General features: G+C 51.1%; 21 protein-coding genes. 8 read left to right on the forward strand and 13 right to left on the reverse strand.

Annotation, left to right across the window (positions count from 1 at the left end):
- Nucleotides 1-150 precede the first annotated feature (150 nt).
- The 3 genes from BMX58_RS09830 to BMX58_RS09840 form a co-directional block, all read right to left on the reverse strand.
- The gene (locus BMX58_RS09830) at nucleotides 151-885 is read right to left on the reverse strand and encodes a LytTR family transcriptional regulator DNA-binding domain-containing protein (protein WP_068623915.1); all 735 of its coding nucleotides are present in this window, start codon (nucleotides 883-885) and stop codon (nucleotides 151-153) included.
- A 2-nt stretch (nucleotides 886-887) separates the two neighbouring features.
- Nucleotides 888-2636, reverse strand: coding sequence for a sensor histidine kinase (locus tag BMX58_RS09835; protein ID WP_068623917.1), 1749 nt, complete (start codon nucleotides 2634-2636; stop codon nucleotides 888-890).
- Nucleotides 2637-2878: 242 nt separating this feature from the next.
- Nucleotides 2879-3217: a thioredoxin family protein gene (locus BMX58_RS09840; protein ID WP_239420590.1), complete on the reverse strand. Its 339-nt coding sequence runs from the start codon at nucleotides 3215-3217 to the stop codon at nucleotides 2879-2881.
- Between the two features lie 176 nt (nucleotides 3218-3393).
- Here BMX58_RS09840 and BMX58_RS09845 point away from each other — a divergent pair, with 176 nt between their 5' ends.
- Nucleotides 3394-3948 carry a plasmid pRiA4b ORF-3 family protein gene (locus BMX58_RS09845; protein ID WP_068623922.1) on the forward strand — a complete coding sequence of 185 codons (555 nt, stop codon included), beginning with the start codon at nucleotides 3394-3396 and terminating at the stop codon, nucleotides 3946-3948.
- A gap of 64 nt (nucleotides 3949-4012) precedes the next feature.
- Here BMX58_RS09845 and BMX58_RS09850 read toward each other — a convergent pair whose 3' ends face one another.
- From BMX58_RS09850 to BMX58_RS09860, 3 genes are all read right to left on the reverse strand, one after another.
- Nucleotides 4013-5245: an L-lactate MFS transporter gene (locus tag BMX58_RS09850; RefSeq protein WP_068623924.1), complete on the reverse strand. Its 1233-nt coding sequence runs from the start codon at nucleotides 5243-5245 to the stop codon at nucleotides 4013-4015.
- Nucleotides 5245-6828 carry an acyl CoA:acetate/3-ketoacid CoA transferase gene (locus BMX58_RS09855; protein WP_068623926.1) on the reverse strand — a complete coding sequence of 528 codons (1584 nt, stop codon included), beginning with the start codon at nucleotides 6826-6828 and terminating at the stop codon, nucleotides 5245-5247. The genes BMX58_RS09850 and BMX58_RS09855 overlap by 1 nt, the downstream gene beginning before the upstream one ends.
- A gap of 94 nt (nucleotides 6829-6922) precedes the next feature.
- Nucleotides 6923-7858, reverse strand: coding sequence for a nitronate monooxygenase (locus tag BMX58_RS09860; protein WP_068623928.1), 936 nt, complete (start codon nucleotides 7856-7858; stop codon nucleotides 6923-6925).
- A gap of 422 nt (nucleotides 7859-8280) precedes the next feature.
- Between BMX58_RS09860 and BMX58_RS09865 the strand changes: the two genes are divergently transcribed.
- Nucleotides 8281-9210: a LysR family transcriptional regulator gene (locus BMX58_RS09865; protein ID WP_068623930.1), complete on the forward strand. Its 930-nt coding sequence runs from the start codon at nucleotides 8281-8283 to the stop codon at nucleotides 9208-9210.
- Nucleotides 9211-9344: 134 nt separating this feature from the next.
- Nucleotides 9345-9578 (forward strand): hypothetical protein, encoded by a 234-nt coding sequence (locus BMX58_RS09870; protein WP_068623932.1) that lies wholly within the window; start codon nucleotides 9345-9347, stop codon nucleotides 9576-9578.
- Nucleotides 9579-9671: 93 nt separating this feature from the next.
- On the opposite strand, the gene BMX58_RS09875 is transcribed toward BMX58_RS09870, so the two are convergent.
- Nucleotides 9672-10019: a hypothetical protein gene (locus BMX58_RS09875; RefSeq protein ID WP_068623934.1), complete on the reverse strand. Its 348-nt coding sequence runs from the start codon at nucleotides 10017-10019 to the stop codon at nucleotides 9672-9674.
- Nucleotides 10020-10220: 201 nt separating this feature from the next.
- Between BMX58_RS09875 and BMX58_RS09880 the strand changes: the two genes are divergently transcribed.
- Nucleotides 10221-10676 (forward strand): OsmC family protein, encoded by a 456-nt coding sequence (locus tag BMX58_RS09880; protein WP_068623935.1) that lies wholly within the window; start codon nucleotides 10221-10223, stop codon nucleotides 10674-10676.
- Between the two features lie 294 nt (nucleotides 10677-10970).
- Here BMX58_RS09880 and BMX58_RS09885 read toward each other — a convergent pair whose 3' ends face one another.
- Nucleotides 10971-11366 carry a MerR family transcriptional regulator gene (locus BMX58_RS09885; RefSeq protein ID WP_068623991.1) on the reverse strand — a complete coding sequence of 132 codons (396 nt, stop codon included), beginning with the start codon at nucleotides 11364-11366 and terminating at the stop codon, nucleotides 10971-10973.
- A gap of 129 nt (nucleotides 11367-11495) precedes the next feature.
- On the reverse strand, nucleotides 11496-12299 hold the full coding sequence (locus BMX58_RS09890) for an HAD-IIB family hydrolase (protein WP_068623938.1): 804 nt from the start codon (nucleotides 12297-12299) through the stop codon (nucleotides 11496-11498).
- A 144-nt stretch (nucleotides 12300-12443) separates the two neighbouring features.
- On the opposite strand from BMX58_RS09890, the gene corA reads away from it, so the two are divergent.
- A complete protein-coding gene (gene corA, locus BMX58_RS09895) occupies nucleotides 12444-13397 on the forward strand; it encodes a magnesium/cobalt transporter CorA (RefSeq protein ID WP_068623940.1) in 954 nt (317 codons plus the stop codon).
- Here the strand turns inward: corA and BMX58_RS09900 are convergent, their stop codons facing one another.
- Nucleotides 13398-13709, reverse strand: a complete 312-nt coding sequence (locus tag BMX58_RS09900; RefSeq protein ID WP_068623942.1) for a hypothetical protein — start codon at nucleotides 13707-13709, stop codon at nucleotides 13398-13400. It abuts the gene before it with no gap.
- Nucleotides 13710-13736: 27 nt separating this feature from the next.
- A complete protein-coding gene (locus tag BMX58_RS09905) occupies nucleotides 13737-13985 on the reverse strand; it encodes a hypothetical protein (protein ID WP_068623992.1) in 249 nt (82 codons plus the stop codon).
- A gap of 201 nt (nucleotides 13986-14186) precedes the next feature.
- Here BMX58_RS09905 and BMX58_RS09910 point away from each other — a divergent pair, with 201 nt between their 5' ends.
- Nucleotides 14187-14990 (forward strand): Cof-type HAD-IIB family hydrolase, encoded by an 804-nt coding sequence (locus BMX58_RS09910; protein WP_068623944.1) that lies wholly within the window; start codon nucleotides 14187-14189, stop codon nucleotides 14988-14990.
- 275 nt (nucleotides 14991-15265) lie between these two features.
- On the opposite strand, the gene BMX58_RS09915 is transcribed toward BMX58_RS09910, so the two are convergent.
- Nucleotides 15266-15559: a helix-turn-helix domain-containing protein gene (locus BMX58_RS09915; RefSeq protein ID WP_068623946.1), complete on the reverse strand. Its 294-nt coding sequence runs from the start codon at nucleotides 15557-15559 to the stop codon at nucleotides 15266-15268.
- A gap of 232 nt (nucleotides 15560-15791) precedes the next feature.
- Between BMX58_RS09915 and BMX58_RS09920 the strand changes: the two genes are divergently transcribed.
- Complete coding sequence (locus tag BMX58_RS09920; protein ID WP_068623948.1) at nucleotides 15792-17231, forward strand: SulP family inorganic anion transporter; 1440 nt, start codon at nucleotides 15792-15794, stop codon at nucleotides 17229-17231.
- Nucleotides 17232-17539: 308 nt separating this feature from the next.
- Here the strand turns inward: BMX58_RS09920 and BMX58_RS09925 are convergent, their stop codons facing one another.
- Nucleotides 17540-18226: a CBS domain-containing protein gene (locus tag BMX58_RS09925; protein WP_068623950.1), complete on the reverse strand. Its 687-nt coding sequence runs from the start codon at nucleotides 18224-18226 to the stop codon at nucleotides 17540-17542.
- A 177-nt stretch (nucleotides 18227-18403) separates the two neighbouring features.
- Here BMX58_RS09925 and BMX58_RS09930 point away from each other — a divergent pair, with 177 nt between their 5' ends.
- On the forward strand, nucleotides 18404-18772 hold the full coding sequence (locus BMX58_RS09930) for a VOC family protein (protein WP_068623952.1): 369 nt from the start codon (nucleotides 18404-18406) through the stop codon (nucleotides 18770-18772).
- Nucleotides 18773-18797: the final 25 nt, after the last annotated feature.

Raw genomic sequence — 18797 nt, forward strand, 5'->3', positions numbered from 1 at the left:
TCCTTCAAAATAAATGTGCGGCCAGCACGTTCTCTATATGCCTTTATCTTACTCGGGAAATAGATGCCATTGGGGGTTTTGTGCCCGAAACGACAAAACTGCAGGCCGAGTTGCACGCCTGCAGTCCTGAAATTCATTTGGTCAATTGCATCAAATGCCTACTTTTTCTTTGAAGTCCTTCATATAGGAACGGCTGACGGGCACCTTCAAGCCATTGCCCATCGTGAGTTGGAAAGTGTGGTTGAACCATGGCTGGATTTCCTTGATTTCCCTCAAGTTGATGAGGAACGCGCGATGTACCCGCAGGAACGGATGTCCGCCGATTTTCTTCTCGAGCGTCGTGAGCGGCTCATGGATGCTGTATGCCATACTTCTCGTATAGATGGTCGTTTCGCCGTTCTCCACTCCGATGGCGATGATTTCCGGGACCTGCAGCATATAGATCCGCTCGTCCATCTGGATGGGCAGCACCTGCAAACCATCACCTTTCGGCTTCGCAGTTTCCGATTGCCTGCTGCGTTGCCTGTTGTACTGTTCAAAGGCTTTTTTGACCGCTTGTTGGATGCGCTCCAATTCAAAAGGCTTCAGCACATAGTCGATCGCATTCAGTTCGAACGCTTTGATGGCATAATCGTCATAGGCCGTCGCAAAAATGACCAGCGGCGGCTTTTTCAGTTTGTTGATCTTTTCAGCCAGCGCAAGGCCGCTTTCGTTCGTCAGGTGGATGTCCAAGAAAATCAGATCCACCTGCTCCTCCAGCATCGCCCCGAGCGCTTCTTCGATCGAATCCGCTTGGGCAATGTCGGACACGCCCTCGCATTTCCCAAGCAGGTAAGCCAGTTCATCCCTTGCCAATGGTTCATCATCCACAATCAATATCCGCATGCTCATCCCTCCCTTTCTTGATAAGGCACCGTGCAGTAGACGGTCGTTCCTGTTGGCGAAGATACGAAATGCAGTTTGGCCGCTTCCCCGAACAGACTGATCAGCCTTTTGTTCAGATTCTCCAATGCCGAGCCGGTCCCTTCCAGCGACGGCAGCGTTTCCTTGCCCAGTTTCTCCAGCCGCTCGGAATCGATGCCTTCCCCATTGTCGCGGACGGAGATGAACACCCCGTCCGGACTGCCCTTCACGTCGATCCATACCCGATTATCGGTTTTCCGGCTGCCGAAAGCATGCCGGAAGGCGTTCTCGAGCAGAATCTGGATCAGGAAAGGCGGCACCAGCACCTCCTCCAAGCCATCCTCAACGGAAATCTCCACTTGGTAGCGATCGGGAAAACGGGCCTGTTCCAACGACCGATAGGCTTCCACTTGCGTCAGTTCCTTCATAAGCGGAATCAGGTTGGTGCGGGCGCCCTGCAGATTGGCCCGGAAAAAATTGCTGAGTTGGATCAGCAGCCTGCGCGCCTTTTCGCTGTCAACCCGGATCAACGCCGAGACGGTGTTGATGGCATTGAAGAAGAAATGCGGATTCACTTGCGCCTGCAAGGATTTTATTTCGGCATCCTGCAGCAGCTTGCTCTGCAGTTCGATTTCGCCCAATTCGATCTGGCTGGAGAAGATATTGCCGAGGCCTTCCGCCAACTGCCGTTCCACAAAAGTCAGTTTGGTCGCATCGGTGAAATACAGCTTCAAAGTGCCTACGGTTTTCCCTTGCGCCTTCAGCGGGATGACGAGCGCCGCCTCCAAGGGACAGCCGGGATGGTGACAGCCGATTTCATCATGGGAGTGGACTTCCCTGATTTCTCCCGTGCGCAGCACTTCCTTGGACAACTCGGTCAATATTTCATTCGAAGCGATGTGGTGATCACTGGCCGCGCCGACATAAGCCAAAATCCGTTCTGTGTTGGTGATGCTGACGGCGGACACCTTGATCAGCTGTTGGATGATTTTTGCCGCTTCCGTACACGAAGCTTCGTTCATACCGGAACGGAAATACGGCATCGTCGCGTTAGCCAATTGGAGCACATCATGCGTCTGTACCGCTCTTGTCTGTTCGACTTGGCGCAGCGTGGATCCGATGATGGATAGGAAAATGCCGGTCCCCATGCTGTTCACGAGAATCATTGGATAGGCGATGAACGTCACCAAATCCCAGGCTGCCTGAAAATCTTGGCTCAACAAAAGGATGCTGAGCATCTGGACCCCTTCCGTCACAGCGCCTATCATAAAGCCTTCCTTTATTGTCGGATAGGCATTTTTGTGCATGGTTCTGGCCCCGTAAAGGCCGGAAATCAGGCCGATCAGGATGGAAGAAATCACGTAAATGTAGGCCTCTTCACCTCCCTGGAAGAAGCGGATGATGCCCGAAATGACGCCGACGCTCGTGCCGACCATGGGGCCGCCGATCAGGCCGGCGACGCCGATCGTAAGCACGCGTGTGTTCGCCAAGGAGGCGCCTTCCGACAGTTTCATCAGCACCTGGTCGGAGATGATCTGGTCCCGGCTGATTTCAACGCCTGTATAGTTGGATATGACCGCGAAGATGCCGAACACGACGATCAGCTGCAGCTTTGTGCTCAAGCGTTGGCGTTCACCCAATCTGTCCCGGAAATAATGAACATTCATCAACAGGTAAGCCAAAATGATGATCAAGCCGACCCGTTCCAGAATCAAAATGAATAGATTAAACATGGGAGGCTCCCTTCTGAAGATATGGTTACCTTTAGTGTACACCAAAAGCAATATATTCGTGCCGATAAAATGCTATTTGCGCCGAGAGAGCCAACTGGTGCGGGATCTGTCGACTGCTCGTGATGCTGAGGATTCGGAACAGCCGACAAATACAGGTCTCCTTTACTGACAAAGAAGGAGGTGCCTCCACGAGACACCTCCCCACTATTCCGCTTTCACTATTCTGCGTTGCACTGCCACTGTCAGAAATTGTCCGCGATCCGCTGGAATTGACGGTGCAGATCGTCCATCACCACAAAGCGGGCTTCGCGGATCATCTCCTTGCCTTCGACGAACAACAGCAAAGCCGGCACGGTGAAGACGGTGAATTCGCCCGCAACTTCCGGGATGTCGTCGGCGTTGGCCTGGATCGTTTTGATGGCCGGGAACTCCTCCAGCATCTCCTGCACTTGCGGCTGGACGGCATGGCAGACGCCGCAGTTCGTCCGGGAAATGTATACGAACGCCAACTTATTATCGGCAATGAAATGACGGATTTCTTCTATTGAAGTTGCTTGTTGGAAATTATTTGGATAAAACACAGATTGACCTTCTTCCTCTTTCATTTTTTGCCATTATAGCACGCAAATCGGAATAAGTCCGGTTTGCGGATTTTAAAGCGTTGGCCGCCTGAATTCCCTAGCGGTTCGGTCACCCTTCCTATTTGAATTCAGGCTATGAAAACGTTATACTGAAAACAAAAAAGGTGGTTTTTCAGATGATGTTCGAACTCAGGGTTACACTTTTGGATGTCGGCATACCGGTTTGGCGGGATATCCAGTTGGATGACGACACCACTTTCTCCGATCTGCATTTCATTCTCCAAAGCGCCTTCAATTGGTCCGATCTGCACCCTCACGCCTTCAAATTTGCCGCGCCGCACAAGGACAAACTGGCAGAAAACGATCGCTTGCGGGACCACATCCAAGGAAAAGACGACAAGGTCATCTACACGTACAACATGGAAGAAAACTGGGAACACGAAATCGTCCTGCAGAAAGCATTCGAGGCGAAGCCGGACGTGCTCTACCCCCGTTGCGTGCGCGCCGAGAATCTGGCTCCCGAGGAAGACCATACCCGCCTGGACATCACGGACGGCACACTGGACCTCGCCTATGAGGATTCCGGGGAAATCGCGAAAGCAATCAATGAAGAATTGGAATATCTGAACGTCAGCAGTTTCGGCGAAGCATTACCCGGGCTGGATGAAGACGAGTGGATCGCTCTGGATGACGACGAAGACGAGTGGGAAGACGACGGTGGCCATCTTTAAACGGATCGCAACTCAAAAAAACACCTCCAACGCGCGAAAATGCGTGCTGGAGGTGTTTTTCAGCTTATTGAACAGTTTCTGGGATCGTTTTTGTTGCTGCTTTTTTCTTGTAGACAAGATCCAGGATCAGTCCTGCAGCCGCAACCACGATTGCAACGTAGAAGGCTTTGGTGAAGTCGCCGTTGTTTGCGGCAGCGATGCCCGCAGTTACTTTAGGCGCCACGAAAGCGGATGTCGAGTAACCGATGAACACGATGCCGTAGTTGACGCCTTGGAATTTCGGTCCGAAGTTATCCATGACCAGTGATGGGAACACGCCCATCACACCGCCGAAGCATAAGCCCAAACCAACGATTCCCAATGTGAACCCGAAGATCGATTTGACGAAAATAAGGATCAAGAAAGTAAGAATGATGACGCTGTACATGATGCTGATGGTAGTCGGTTGGCCCAATTTATCGGAAACAGCACCCCAGATAACCCGGCCCATCGTATTGCTTAAAGAATACACGCTGACATAAACGGCTGCCGCTGCTGCGGACAGGCCGAACATGGATTGTCCGATCGGAGAAGCGTTTGAAGCGATCATCAAGCCGGAGAAAGCGCCCATCGCGAACATCAGGATGATCAGGTAGAATTTTGGATCCTGCAGCATTTCTTTCCAGTTCTTGTTGACGACCGGTTTTTTCGCCGCTGCAGTTGCTGCTGCGTTCATATTTTTTGGTGCATAATCTTTCGGAGCAACCTTGATGAAGAGGCTGCAAGTGAAGCTGATGATGGCATAAGCGATACCCATGCGCACGAAAGTGTCGGCAACGCCGATGCTTTGGATCAGTTGGTTTGCGATCGGCGCTGCGATGATGGCCGCTCCGCCCATACCTGCCGTGATCAAGCCCGAAGCCAAACCTTTTTTGTCCGGGAAGAAACGGATTGTGTTGCTCAGGCAGCCTGAGTAAGCGAAGCCTTGTCCGAAACCGGCCATCAAACCGTAGTAGATATACAATTCAGTCAAAGTCGTTGCCGTACCAGTCAAAGCAAAACCGATGCCGAACAACACCGCTCCGGCCATCGTGCTCCATTTCGACCAACCTTTGTCGGTCAAGAAGCCACCCAAGATCATCGGAATCGGCCCCAAAGCCGCGTTGATCGCGAAGGCGCCCATGACTTCAGCCATCGTCCAACCCCTTGCGGCAGACAGCGGTCCTGCCAACACGCTGAATGCATAAACTGCACCCGTACACATCAAGATACCCATAGAGCTGACCAAGACAGCCCAACGATTAATTTCCTTATTCATCAACTACACTCTCCCTTATTTCCATTCGCCATGACGATGTTTTTTAGTTCTCCCCAATTTTCGCGGAACATGCCTTCGTTCATCACTTTCAGATCTTCGGCAATGACCGGTTTGAAGTCCATTTGACCCAAAATATCTTTTTCCAGATCGACGCCCGGCGCGATTTCTATCAGACGCAATTTGCCTTTCTCGAGGTCGAAAACCGCACGCTCGGTCACGTACAATACTTCCTGTTCCACTTCAGACGCGTATTCCCCGCTGAAAGTCACTTGTTCGACGGCGGAAACGAATTTCTTCGCTTTGCCTTCCTGGATGATCGTCAGACGGCCATCTTTTACTTCCTGCTGCAGACCGCCGGCAGTGAAGGTTCCGGCGAACACCAATTTCTTGGCGGATTGGGAAATATTGATGAAACCACCGCAACCAGCGACCCGGTTGCCGAATTTCGATACGTTCACGTTTCCGCTGGCATCGGTCTGAGCCAGTCCCAATACGGATAGATCCAAGCCGCCGCCGTCATAGAAGTCGAATTGCGCATGGTGATCCATGATCGCTTCGCTGTTGAAGGCATGTCCGAAGTCCTTCAGTCCTGCCGGAACGCCGCCGATCGAGCCGGCTTCAGTAGTCAACACCAATTGATCGCTGATGCCTTCTTCGGCACCGATTGTCGCGACATTGACAGGGATCCCTACGCCAAGGTTCAGGACAGTGGACGGAACCAGCTCCATTGCTGCACGGCGGGCGATCACTTTACGGGCATCCAACGGAAGTGCTGTTACTGCATCCAACGGCACTTTTGTGTCCCCGGAGAAGGCTGGGTTGTACTCGGTGTTTTCCGTCTGGAACTGGTTGCCCGGTTGCGCCACGACGACGTAGTCGACCATGATGCCCGGAACTTTTACGTCTTTCGGATGCAGCGTGCCTGCAGCCGCCAATGTTTCCACTTGAGCGATCACGATACCGCCGGAGTTTTTGACAGCCTGTGCGACCGGCAGCACTTCCATATGCAAACCTTCTTTTTCAAGCGTCAAGTTGCCTTTTTCATCGGCTACCGTGCCGCGGATCAGGCCGACATTGATCGGGAAAGTCGGGTAGAACAGCCATTCTTCATTTTCGATTTCGACAACTTTGACGATGTCTTCGGTCGTGCGCGGGGAAAGCTTGCCGCCTTCCAGACGCGGATCGACGAAGGTGCGCATGCCGACTTTAGTGAACAACCCCGGACGTTTTGCCGCGATTTCGCGGTACAGTTGCGTGATGACCCCTTGCGGAAGGTTGTAGGCTTCGCATTTGTCCTCGACGATCAGATCGCTGATTTGCGGAGAAGCACTGACGATACCGCCGATCCAACGTTTGATCAGACCTTCGTGCGCCAAATGGCTCATCCCTTTCGTGCGGCGATCCCCAACAGCGCTCGCATGGATGACAGTCAGATTGTTCGGATGGCCTTCCGCTTTAAAACGCTCTTCGATGGAAATAGCCATTTCTTCGTTCACGCAGGCCAAACCGAATCCGGTCAACGCCACCGTGCTGTTGTCTTTGATCAATTTTGCCGCTTCTGCAGCTGTGATTACTTTTGTCATAAGTGTACCCTCCTGTTTGTTCATCCTTGCTCGTTCATTCACATTGTTTCGGAAAAGAAAAAGCTCAGTCTTGATCTGAGCTTTTCAGTTTTGCTTAATAAGCGATCTTCAATGAAGCGGCGATGCCTTCAGCATCCTTGAATAATGTTTCGATGATTTCTTTAGCAGGGCGGATGTTGTTCACCATACCAGTGATTTGGCCGGCCATGACCGATCCGTTCTCGACATCGCCTTCGTATACGGCTTTGCTCAATGAGCCCAATGACAATTCTTCCAATTCATCGCGGGATGCATTGTTGTTTTCCAGTTCCTGGAACTTCGCAAGCATTTTGTTTTTGATGGAGCGGACAGGCGCGCCGTTGCGGCGTCCTGTAACGACTGTAGCCGTATCATCAGCATCCAGCACGGCTTGTTTGAATGTAGCCGGTACCGGGCATTCTTCAGCCGACAAGAAAAGTGTTCCGACTTGGATCCCTTGTGCTCCCATTGCGTACATCGCAACGACGCCACGGCCGTCGCCGACTCCGCCGGCTCCCAATACAGGGATGTTGACTGCACTGACCACTTGCGGCACCAAGCACATCGTTGTTGTTTCGCCGACGTGTCCGCCCGCTTCGGTTCCTTCAGCCACGATTGCATCCGCGCCCAAAGCTTCCATTTTTTGTGCATGTTTCACGGAAGCGACTACCGGGATGACTTTGATGCCGGCTTCTTTGAATTTAGGCATGAATGGTTTCGGGGTGCCTGCTCCGGTTGTGACGACTTTGACGCCTTCTTCGATCACGACATCAACCAATTCTGGGCAATTATGCATCATCAGCATCAAGTTGACCGCAAATGGTTTGTCGGTCATGCTCTTGCATTTTTGGATTTCCGCACGCAATTGATCCGCTGTCATACCGCCTGAAGCGATGATGCCGAGTCCGCCTGCATTTGAAACCGCAGAAGCGATATCAGCCGTCGCGATACGTGCCATCGCTCCTTGAAAAATAGGGTATTTTATTCCAAGCATTTCGCAAATTGTTGTCATCTGTTTTTCCTTCTTCCTTGAATTGTGAGTGATGAGCTTGGACAGCCAGGCTGGGATTGCCATTCCGTTTGCTCACCTTTTCTCTTGATAGTTGCATTATAGAATTGATCCGATTATTTGTGAAATAGTAATCTTCAGCCGTTTATCATAACCGTTTGGTTATATCAAATAACTTTCACCCACACAAAAAGCACGTTATTCATGCGTTTAGGCACAATTTTAATGCACCTATTATTTTATGGGACGGCTAGAGACCATATCTATTTTGTTCTGGATAGCTATTATTTTTATAACCTTTCTGTTATACTTGTGATTATTTTATCTTTCGCAATGAAAAAGTGAGGTAAAATAAACCTTGTAACCAGCACTCCTTTTCCGGTATAACAAGCACTGGAAGACCTCAATCGAAAGGAAGACCAAAAATGCTGCAACAGACTACTATCATTGCCTATCTCGATGCCATCGTCAGTGAAGGAACCTTCACCCAGGCGGCAAAGTCTCTATATATTTCCCAACCTTACCTCAGCAAAACCATCACGAAATTGGAAGAGGAACTCCAAACAAAGTTGGTCGAGCGCAATCGGACCCCGATGGAATTGACCTATGCCGGCGAACGCTTCCTGACACACATGAAAAAGATGCAGAACCAATACGAAGATATGGTCAATGAATTGACCATGATCACCAACCTGAAGTACGGCCGAATCCGCGTTGGGGTCCATCCGATCATGGGATCGTTCCTGCTTCCGCTGATCCTGCCGAAGTTTCATGAAAAATATCCGGGAATCGTCCTGAAAATCATGGAACAGGACGCCAAAACAACGGAAATGGATTTGGTGGAAAACAAAGTCGATCTGTATTTAGGCATGATGCCGATCCATAACGAACAGCTTTCCTACACCGTGCTCGCGGAAGACAAATGGTGCGTCATCGTTCCGGACACCAGCCCGCTCTACCAGCCCGACCTGAAGGAAATCGCAAAATTCCCCTATCCTTTGAATCTGCTGAAGAACGAAAAATACGTGCTGACCACTTCCCAATCCGGGATCCGCAAGCAGGCGAACGAATTCCTGAAGCATCTGGACATCAAGGCCGACATCGTCATGGAATCGCAGAACATCTCCACCGCTGCCGCCCTTGCCAGAAAAGGGATGGGGCTGACTTTTCTGCCTAAGAGCGCGCTCAACAACAGTGAAGCGATGGACAGCTACAATATTTTTTATATCGAGACCAGCATCGTCCGGACACAGTATTTCATCGCTTACAGCAAAGAAAAGACGCTTTCATCCGTGGACTTGGCGATGATTGATATGGCGAAGGAACTGATGAAAGCCTACAGCGATTCGATCTGAAATTGGGATCCTTTGCCGGTTTCGGAGGGCTTTTGTTTGGACTGTGAATAGATAAGTTGTATCATCGAAGTGAGGAAGGATGGCCCCCATTCTTTCCGCAGCAATCCTGAAATCCATTTACAGGAGGGACCAGCATGGACAAACTATCAAGAGATGACCACGATGCTATCGATGCCACTTGGTTGACCGAAGAGCCTTACCTGGATATCATTCCCGAAGATCCCCCTCAAGAAACCGAGATCCTTTACTGCCAATGCAAAAAGCCGTCAAGCGTTTACCAGGAAAGCAACGATCTGGGGCACTGGCTGAAATGCGGAGACTGTAATCGCGTCATCAAAGGCTCGTTCGAAGCCGCAAAGCCTTATTAACCCAAATTAAAAAGGAACAATGGAGTGCGTCAGTGCGCATTCCATTGCTCCTTTTTGTTTTGCCTTAAATACATTCCCGGTGAAAATCAACGCTCAGTCCGGGGTTCCGGTGCTTCCCGCTTTCAAGTTCTTGACGGCCAAAAACTTTTCGCAGAGTTTATCCAATTCCTGCTCCATCACGGCACTCGTCTCAGGTGAATAGCTGAGCATTTTGGCCGGATTGGATACCAGATCCAACACGGAATCGGGAACGACTTTATCGCCCTCGACATGGACCGCGATCTGCGGGAAATAGTTCGTTGTTCCGCAGCAAGCCGAGACAAGATAGGCGATTTCATAATGCTCGTTGCCTTTATCACGGATGCGGAAATAACCATCGCCGATGAATTCCTTTTTCGGTCCGAAATTAGCCAATATCAGTTCCAAATCCTTCTTTTCCATTGAGAAGACCCCTTTTCTTCAAGAATAAACGTGAGCAAGCAGTTGCCTTTCAGCAGTTTTTCTTCAAGATTAGTATACCACTCGCGGGCTGTTTTGGACATCCGGCAAGCAATAGATGAGGGCTTCTGTTGCGCCTATCCCGTGCCGCTGTGATAAAATAAAATTGTAAACGTTATCAAAAATAGAAACGGGGTTATCCAGATGACAGAAACAAAATTATCGAAACTGAGGATCACTGGCCAAGCGCACCAAGGCATCACCACTACGGTAAAAGTCCGCAATCTGCCCGAATTTTTTGTCGATGAATCGGAACGGATGGGCGGCGACAACAAAGGGCCGAATCCGCTTGAGTATCTTTTGGGTTCGCTGGCGGGCTGCACCTCGATCATCGCCTATTACGTGGCCGAACAGCAAGGGCTCTCGTACAGAGGCCTGTCGTTCACCGTCGAAGGTACCTTCGATCCGCGCGGTTTTGCCGGGGAAGACGATATCCGCACCTACTTCCAGGAAATCACACTCGTGAACCATATCGATACCGATGAGACCGACGAAGCCATCGAGAAATTGGCGGCCGAAGTCGAACGGAGATGTCCCGTCTACAACCTTATGCTGGATGCGGGTGTCGACATGTCGACCCAGTGGATCCGGACCAACTGAAAATGCAGGTAAACCCCGGGGCAGTCTCATTTGGAGATTGCCCCTTTCTTCGGTTCGACTAAGTCTAAGCTGGATGCCCGCTGGCCGGAGGAGAGCGATGGAATGCGGGCGCAGCTCCGGCGAGGAGCCACTCGCCGGAGGACACCGGCAACAATCAGCCTCACCTTCGACGAAGCTGCCCCCATCGGAGAACAGGACCAAAAATGTTGGCCGAACTCCGGCGAAGCCTCCGTTCGCCGGAGCAAGACAAAAAAACAACAGCTGTCCCAAAAGGGGACGGCTGCTGTGCGTCTTTCATGCTTTGTTTTCGTCGAAATCCCTCAGTTTGTTTTCGCTCGGAACCATATGGCTGTCATAGTTGGATATCTTGTATTTCAGCCGATCCAGCGCCTGCTGCATCACGTCGATCCGCTCCTGCAATTCATTCTGTTGTTCGATCAGCAGGTCCACCCTGGCCGAAACGGTCTCCTCCCCGCTGCGGAAGAGTGTCAGATACTCGATCAGGGCTTCGATCGAAAGTCCCGCATTGCGCATCTGGCGGCTGAAGACGATCCATCTCAGATCCTCCTCGTCGAATTCGCGGACCCCGTTTTCGTTCCTTTTTATCGGCGGGATCAGGCCAATCCGCTCATAATAGCGGATCGTATCGGCCGATACACCCGTTTCCTCGCTGGCTTTCTTTATGTTCATCATCGTGTCCATCCTTTCGGCATCAGAACCTGTCCTGTTTGTTATCCTCGGTTATATGCTACACCTTGGAGTGGACTCCAAGTCAAACAGAAATTGCAGGCAGAGAAATTCAGGCTGCCACGAAAAAACTCAGCCCTGCAACGCAAGCAACTGCAAGATCGTATGCGACACCGCATCCTCATCGTTCGTCCTGCCGGTGATGAAAGCCGCCGTATCCTTGATGATCGGATAGGCATTCCGCACAGCGAAACTGTATCTCCCGCTCTTCATCATCTCGACATCATTCATTCCGTCACCGAACACCATCGTTTCTTCCGGAGTGATCTGCAGCAGTTCCTGCAGGCGGGCTATCGTGCTGCCTTTATGCACACCCAGATCGGTGATGTCCAGCCAGGCCTTCTCCGAGGCGACGATATGCGCCCTGTCGCGGAAAGCGGACAATTTTTCAGCGGTCCCGACGCAGCGTTCCTGCATATCGCGGACCGTTATCTTGATGAAATCAGCCTCGATCGCCCCGAAATCATCCACGGCGACAACTTTTTTGTAGGACCTCCTGACGGCCGCCGATTCCTCCGGCGACAGATCATTTTTGATCATCGCGGCTTCTTTCGTGCAGGCGATCAGCGTATGCCCGAGCTGCATTTCCTCCAGTTCGCGCAGGATGGCCCGGCCTGTCCGGTTCGCCAGCAACGATTCGTAGACGACGGCGCCGTTGCGTTTGATCCGGGAAGCACTGTCCCCCAGAATCCAAAAATCAGCAGCATCTTCGCCGAATATTTCTTCGACGCGCTCGCTCTGCTTGCCGGTGCATGGCGCGAATACGACGCCTTTTTCCGTCATCAGTTGCTTCACTTGCTTGAAAAGTTCCCGGTTGAAATCCCCTTGGCTGTTCAGGAATGTCCCGTCCATATCGGTCAAAATCAATTTGATCATCCGACGCCCTCCATTCAGATTATCTTCTCCTTCCATTATCGCACACTTCACTGCTTCTGGCCGCTGAATAATCCCGCAATGGCGCCGGCAGTGCATTTCCCGTATAATGAACCTTGAAATCATTCGCAAAGAAGGTGCACTTATATGATAACGGTCATCGGCATCACAACTGAAAATCAAATCAAAACGGACCTCAATCTGAACACTGCGGATCTCTCTTCCTACAAATGGGCCTGGATCGACTTCGAAAATCCGACAACCGAAGAAGCGCAGCATCTCAAGGACACTTTCCATTTCCATCCACTGGCCATCGAAGACTGCCTCCAGCTTTTGCAGCGGCCGAAGCTGGATTATTACGAAGGCTATACCTTTTACGTCACACATCACGTGCATGCGGAGCGGAACAAACTCATCAAGGAGGAACTGGATTTTTTTGTCGCGGAAAAGTTCATCGTGACCTTCCACTATGCCCCTTCAAAAGAGGTGCAATACATCCGGGAGCGTCTGCTTGCGCAGCAGAATCCGGAAAAGTGGGATCCCCACCACGTGTTTTATCAAATACTCGACAAAATCGTGGACAACTATTTCCCGTTGCTGCACGACATTGAAGACGAGCTGATCCGCATCGAAGACGGCTCCCAAACAAGACGCTCGACCGATCAGATGCCGCAGCTGATCGACATCCGCCATCGCCTGCTTGGGCTGATGCAGACCGTCAATCCGATGCGGGATCTGCTCTACCGGATGCTGAATTCCCAGCATTTGGATGGCGTCCGCAAACAGCATCGTTATTTTTCGGATATCCACGATGACCTGCTGAAGGTGTCCGAGATGATCACTTCCAACCGCGAAGTGACGACGGATATGCGCGACAGCTATCTGTCGCTCAATTCCCACCAGACGAACAATGTGATGAAGATCCTCACCATCATCACTTCGATATTCTCGCCTTTGACTCTGATTGCCGGCATCTACGGGATGAATTTCGAACACATGCCGGAATTGACCTGGAAATACGGCTATTTTTTGGCTATCGGCCTGATGCTCGTGATCGGGCTCTCCATGTATCGCTGGTTCAAGAAAAACGGCTGGTTCTGATCACTTGCCGTTTTTCTTGTATCGGACGGCGACTGGATGCTTCAATTCCCCTGTTTCCAGATAGATGCGGAAGTCATCGACCGCGAACAGATCGCCCGGCTCCAGCAAAAAGAAATAGAGCTGGTTCGGATGCTGTTTGCCCTTGGCCAAAATATGGTTTTGCCCCTCATAAACATACCACCAGATTTCGAACAGCCTGCTCCCGACGGAAAGCTGGTCCTCCAACAGCGTGAATTCATTGCAGCCTTTTCGTTCCAAAAGGTCGGCGACAGCCAATTTTTCTCTCCAGATTCCTTTTTGCAGCAGCCTCATTTGCTTCACCCCATCCATCAACGTTCGCTATTGATTCACATGATATTTCTGCACCACGACCTGGTTGCGCTTGTTCTTCCTGCCGTAGATCACGATTGCGTTCCCTTCGGTGACCTGATACAGAAAATCCAACGAATGCGCGCGGATCAGGCAATTTTCCTTCTCTTCCTTGTCTTCCTTGCCGACTGTCAGCGTGAAGCGGATCAGCGGCGTTTCCTCGAGTTTCACAATTTTGATTTTTTCCACCGAACCCTTCAGGCAAATCCCCTTTTCCATATCCGTCACATCCTTTTGCCTCCATTTTACGAACATACGTTCTTTTTGTCAATCATTTCCTTTTCTGTTACTTTTGTTGCGGGGCCATTTCCCCCTTTCGATTAGTAAGCAAACGTGTTAAGATGTTGTCAACATAAGCGGATGCGCAAACTGGCGGCTCGAGGCAGGTCATTTCTGCATCCAACGAAAGGAAGATTTGCCATGCCCATCAAACTGATTGCCGTCGATATGGACGGGACTTTTCTGGACAGCCGGAAGGAATTCAACAAGGAGCGCTTCGCTGCCCTGTACAAACGCATGCGCGAAAAGGATGTCCGTTTTGTCGTGGCTAGCGGAAACCAATACTACCAACTGCGTTCCTTCTTCCCGGAAATACAGGATGAACTTGCCTTCGTGGCGGAAAACGGCGCGTTCGTCGTGGACTGCAACAAGGAACTGGCCGTCGGTGAGATGACGCAGGAAACGATCGACAAAGTGCTCCGGATCTTCAAGGAACTGGATGCCTATTCGAAATTGGTCGTTTGCGGCAAAAACAGTGCCTACGTTGACCGTTCCGTTTCCGACCACTTTTACGAAAATACGAAACGCTTCTATCACCGTTTGAAACGAGTGGATTCTTTTTCCGAAATAGAGGATACCATCTTTAAATTTGCATCCGGCTTCGCTGAAGAGGAAGTTCCCGCCCTGTTGGAACACTTCCTGCGCGAAGTCGGCGATGTCGTTTCACCGGTTCCGACCGGACACGGCTCCATCGACCTCATCATCCCGGGCATGCACAAAGCGTCCGGCATCCAGTTGCTGCAGAAACTGTGGGGCATCGCCGATGAGGAGACCGCCGCATTCGGCGACAGCGGCAACGACATCGAAATGCTGCAGCACGTCGCCTACAGCTTTGCGATGGCGAACGCCGCCGAAGACGTCAAAAAAGCCGCCAAATACCAAACCCTTTCGAACAACGAAGAAGGCGTATTGGCCGCGATCGAACAACTTTTGGAGATTGAATGAATGAAAAAAGGAAGATGCACCGCCTCATAATTGAAGCGGGATGCATCTTCCTTTACTTTTGTTGTGAAAGTATAAAATATTTTGAATCCAAAAGTGCATCACCTGAGGTATTTGATACATTTACAAATATCTTGCGCATCCAAAACGCTGTCCAGCTTCACGGGTAAGCCCTTCGGAAATTAGATAAATCGTACCTATTGCGCTCTACGATGCTCAGTCGGCACGATTTCCTAAATTTCTTTTAGGGCTGAACGAACCCGTTCCGCTTTTCCTTTTTAGGAAATCAGGCCTGTCAGGAAGGCCAGCAGTTCGTATTTTTTCTCTTCCGGCATTTTTTTGATTTGGGCCGTCAGTTTCTTTTCGACCGGGCTCATTTCCGAATTGAAGAATTCCGCCAGCGTGACGCCGAGCACCTCGCAGATGTGGCTGAGCGTCTTCAGGGACAGTTTGGTCGAATTGTGTTCGATGGCCGAAATGAACGAAGGTGAAACGTCGATCTGCTCAGCCAAATCTTTCGCCGTTATTTTGTTCAGTTTGCGCAACTCCTGAATGCGACTGCCTACTTCCATCCTGATCCGCTCCTCTTTTTCTTGGTTCAACTTTGTTTTTTACATACTAACACACCGCGGCTCGGAATTTAAAGCTTTTCCACTCTTTTTTGCACTGATTGTTCAAAATATGCACTTCTGCATAAATTTTAATCCATTTCAATTCAGTTATGTGTTAATATGTTTTTGTAAGTTTTTCCAATGATTTTGAAAATCAAATAAACAACATTTTTTTCAAGAAGGAAGGTATTTTATGCAACAATACAAACAAGAATGGTTCGGCAATATCAAAGGGGATATCCTGGCCGGCATCGTCGTCTGTCTGGCTTTGTTCCCCGAAGTCATCGGCTTCATGATCGTCGCGGGAGTGCCCCCGGTCGTCGGAGTCTATGCCACTTTCTTCATCACAGCCATCGCGGCCTTTTTCGGTTCCAGCAAAGGCATGATTTCGGCCGCCGCAGGATCCGTGGCATTGGTGCTGGCTCATCTGGTCGCAACCCACGGCATCCAGTACCTTTTTGCCGCGACGATCCTGGCAGGCGTCCAGCAGCTCGTCCTGGGATTCCTCAAAATCGGTTCCTTGATGCGCTACATTCCCAAGCCCGTCATGACCGGTTTCGTGAATGGATTGGGGCTCATGATGTTCACTTCGCAACTGGCTCATTTCCAAGGCAATCTGATTTTGCCGCTGCTGGGGCTATTGGGTATCGCCATCATTTTCCTGTTCCCGAAAGTCACGAAAAAAATACCGGCCCCTATCGTTTCGATCCTGGTCATCACGGCGATCGTGCTCGGCTTTGGCCTGGATGTGAAAACATTGGGCGATATGGGATCGATCTCCACCGCTTTGCCGCGCTTCGGCATCCCGGCTGTTCCGCTGACGCTTGAAACGTTGCGGATCATTTTCCCTACGGCACTTTCGGTCGCTATCGTCGGCTTGGTTGAATCCTTGTTGACCGCGCAGTTGGTCGATGACATTACCGAGGACAAAAGCGACAAAAATCAGGAGAGCTTGAGCCAAGGCCTAGGGAATGTCGTTTCCGGCTTCTTCGGCGGCATCGCCGGCTGCGGGATGATCGGCCAGACGATCATCAACCTGACTTACGGCGGCATCGGCCGGCTGGCGACCTTCTTGTCGGGCTTCCTGATGCTGGTGTCTGTCGTCCTTTTGAACGGTGCCGTCGTCCAGATTCCGGTTGTCGCTTTGGCGGCCGTCATGGTCGTCGTCTCTTACGAAACCATCAACTGGGATTCGATCAAGCGTCTGCGCACCAATCCCAAAAACGAAAGCTTCGCGATGATTCTTACCGTCGCCATCGTTGTCGGAACCCACAATCTGGCTTACGGTGTCATAGCCGGCACATTGGTCAGCGCGGTCTTCGCCGCTTTCAAAATGGCCCATCTCCAAGTCGAAGCCGGCACTGCCGATGATGACCATCACTACAAAGTGGACGGCCACCTTTACTTCGCTTCCGCCGAAAAATTCCTGGATTTCTTCGCCGAAGAGATAGCGCACGAGGAAGAAGTCGTCATCGACATCAGCACCATGACTTTGTGGGATTCCACAGCTGTCGAAGCGATCGACAAACTCATCACCCGCAACAAAAAACGCGGCGTCAAGACGACCTTCACCGGTGCGAACCCGCAAAGCTCCGCCCTTTTCAAACGCGTTTCGATCCACACGGAAGAATAAAACAGTTCTTGGGCTGCCTCATTAGATTGGGGTGGCCTTTTCTTTCGTTTGTTTCCTGCTCCGGTGAACGGAGGCTTCGCCGGAGTTCGGCCAACATTTTGGTCCTGTTCTCCGACGGGGGCGGCTTCGTCGAAGCTGAGGCTGATCGTTACCGGTGTCCTCCGGTGAGCGGTCCCCTCACCGGAGCTGCGCATGCATGCCTTGGCCACGCTCCTCCGGCAGTAGCCGGTGACCGCCAAAAAAATAAAGGCAGGCCGGTTCATCGAGAGCCGGCCTGCCTTAAATTTCAGCTGAATGATTCCCTGTCGCTACACTTCCACCAAGTCGAAGCGGGTGATGATGCCGAGCAGGTTCTCGGTATTTTTACCGCTGTGCGTCACCAGCAGCGCATCGATTTTTTGGTTGTCGAACTGGGCTTCCGCTTCATAGATGGTCGCGTCCTTCTTGATGAAGGCAAAATTGTTTTTGTTCTCGTCCAACAGAAGGATGTCCCGCGCCAACGTCCCTCCGATCGAAATGCTCGCCTCATGTGCATGCTGGGACAGCCAGTGCGCAATGCCGTTCTCGGTCAGCAGCCCGATCACTTTGCCGTCTCCGTCCTTGATCGGAAATTGGGTCAGATCGGTGTTCCGGATCGTTTCCAGGACCGCGGAAAGCGGCGTCGTTTCCTTGAAAAACTTCACATCGTCGGATTTGATGTCGAACGCGGTCTTCGGTTTCAGCAGCTGTTCATGGATCGCTTTGATCAGATTCAGGGATGCCTCGTTGACGAGCACCAAGTCGCTCTGGTTCCCGTGGCTCAGGAAGTTGCGCAGATCCCCCAGTATCTGGAAGTCATCGCGTTTCCTTTTCACATAGCTGTCGTAGCGCGCGGCGTTCTCCACCAGTTCGTAAAAGCTGTAGTAAGATTTCCCGCGATTCGGTTTGTACTCCTTGTTGAAGAAACTCTCGATGTCATTGAAATAGCCCAGAAAGGCTTCGTTGTTGCCGTTCAATCGCCTCATCCCCTCTCTTGCCGCTCTCGTTATGCTTCCATTTTAACAATTTCCCCGCATGATTACGAATCCGACGCCCTTTTTCCAGAACCGCAGCCGCAAGCTGTCCTCCCGTTGGCCATCGGGGATTTCCCGACGTATAATGGGCATAGACCGAAAAGAAATGGGGGAAATGAAATGACCACAGCGAATATCATGCTTTATGTCGAGGACGTCGAGGCGAATGCCGATTTTTGGAAAAAATACTTGGACTTCAAGGAGACGGAACGCTTTGATTTTGGAGGCTCCATCAGCATCGTGCTGGCCGTAAATCCTGCCTGCAACCTGCAGCTGTTCGACATCGATTTCATCAGAAAAAATTCACCGGAAGTGGCCTCCAACAAGCCTTCTTTGTTGTTCGACATCGCGGATTTTGATGGATTGTATGCGCGTTTCAAGGAAAACAACGAGACGGTCGGCGAGATCATCGAAATGGGCGGCGCCCGGACCTTCAACTTCCCCGACCGGGACGGCAGCTACTATGCAGTCCGGGAAATTGTAGCGTAGACAGACAGCAAACGAAAGAACCACC

Origin of the sequence: Trichococcus ilyis (genome assembly GCF_900109135.1) — a bacterium.
GTDB lineage: Bacteria > Bacillota > Bacilli > Lactobacillales > Aerococcaceae > Trichococcus > Trichococcus ilyis.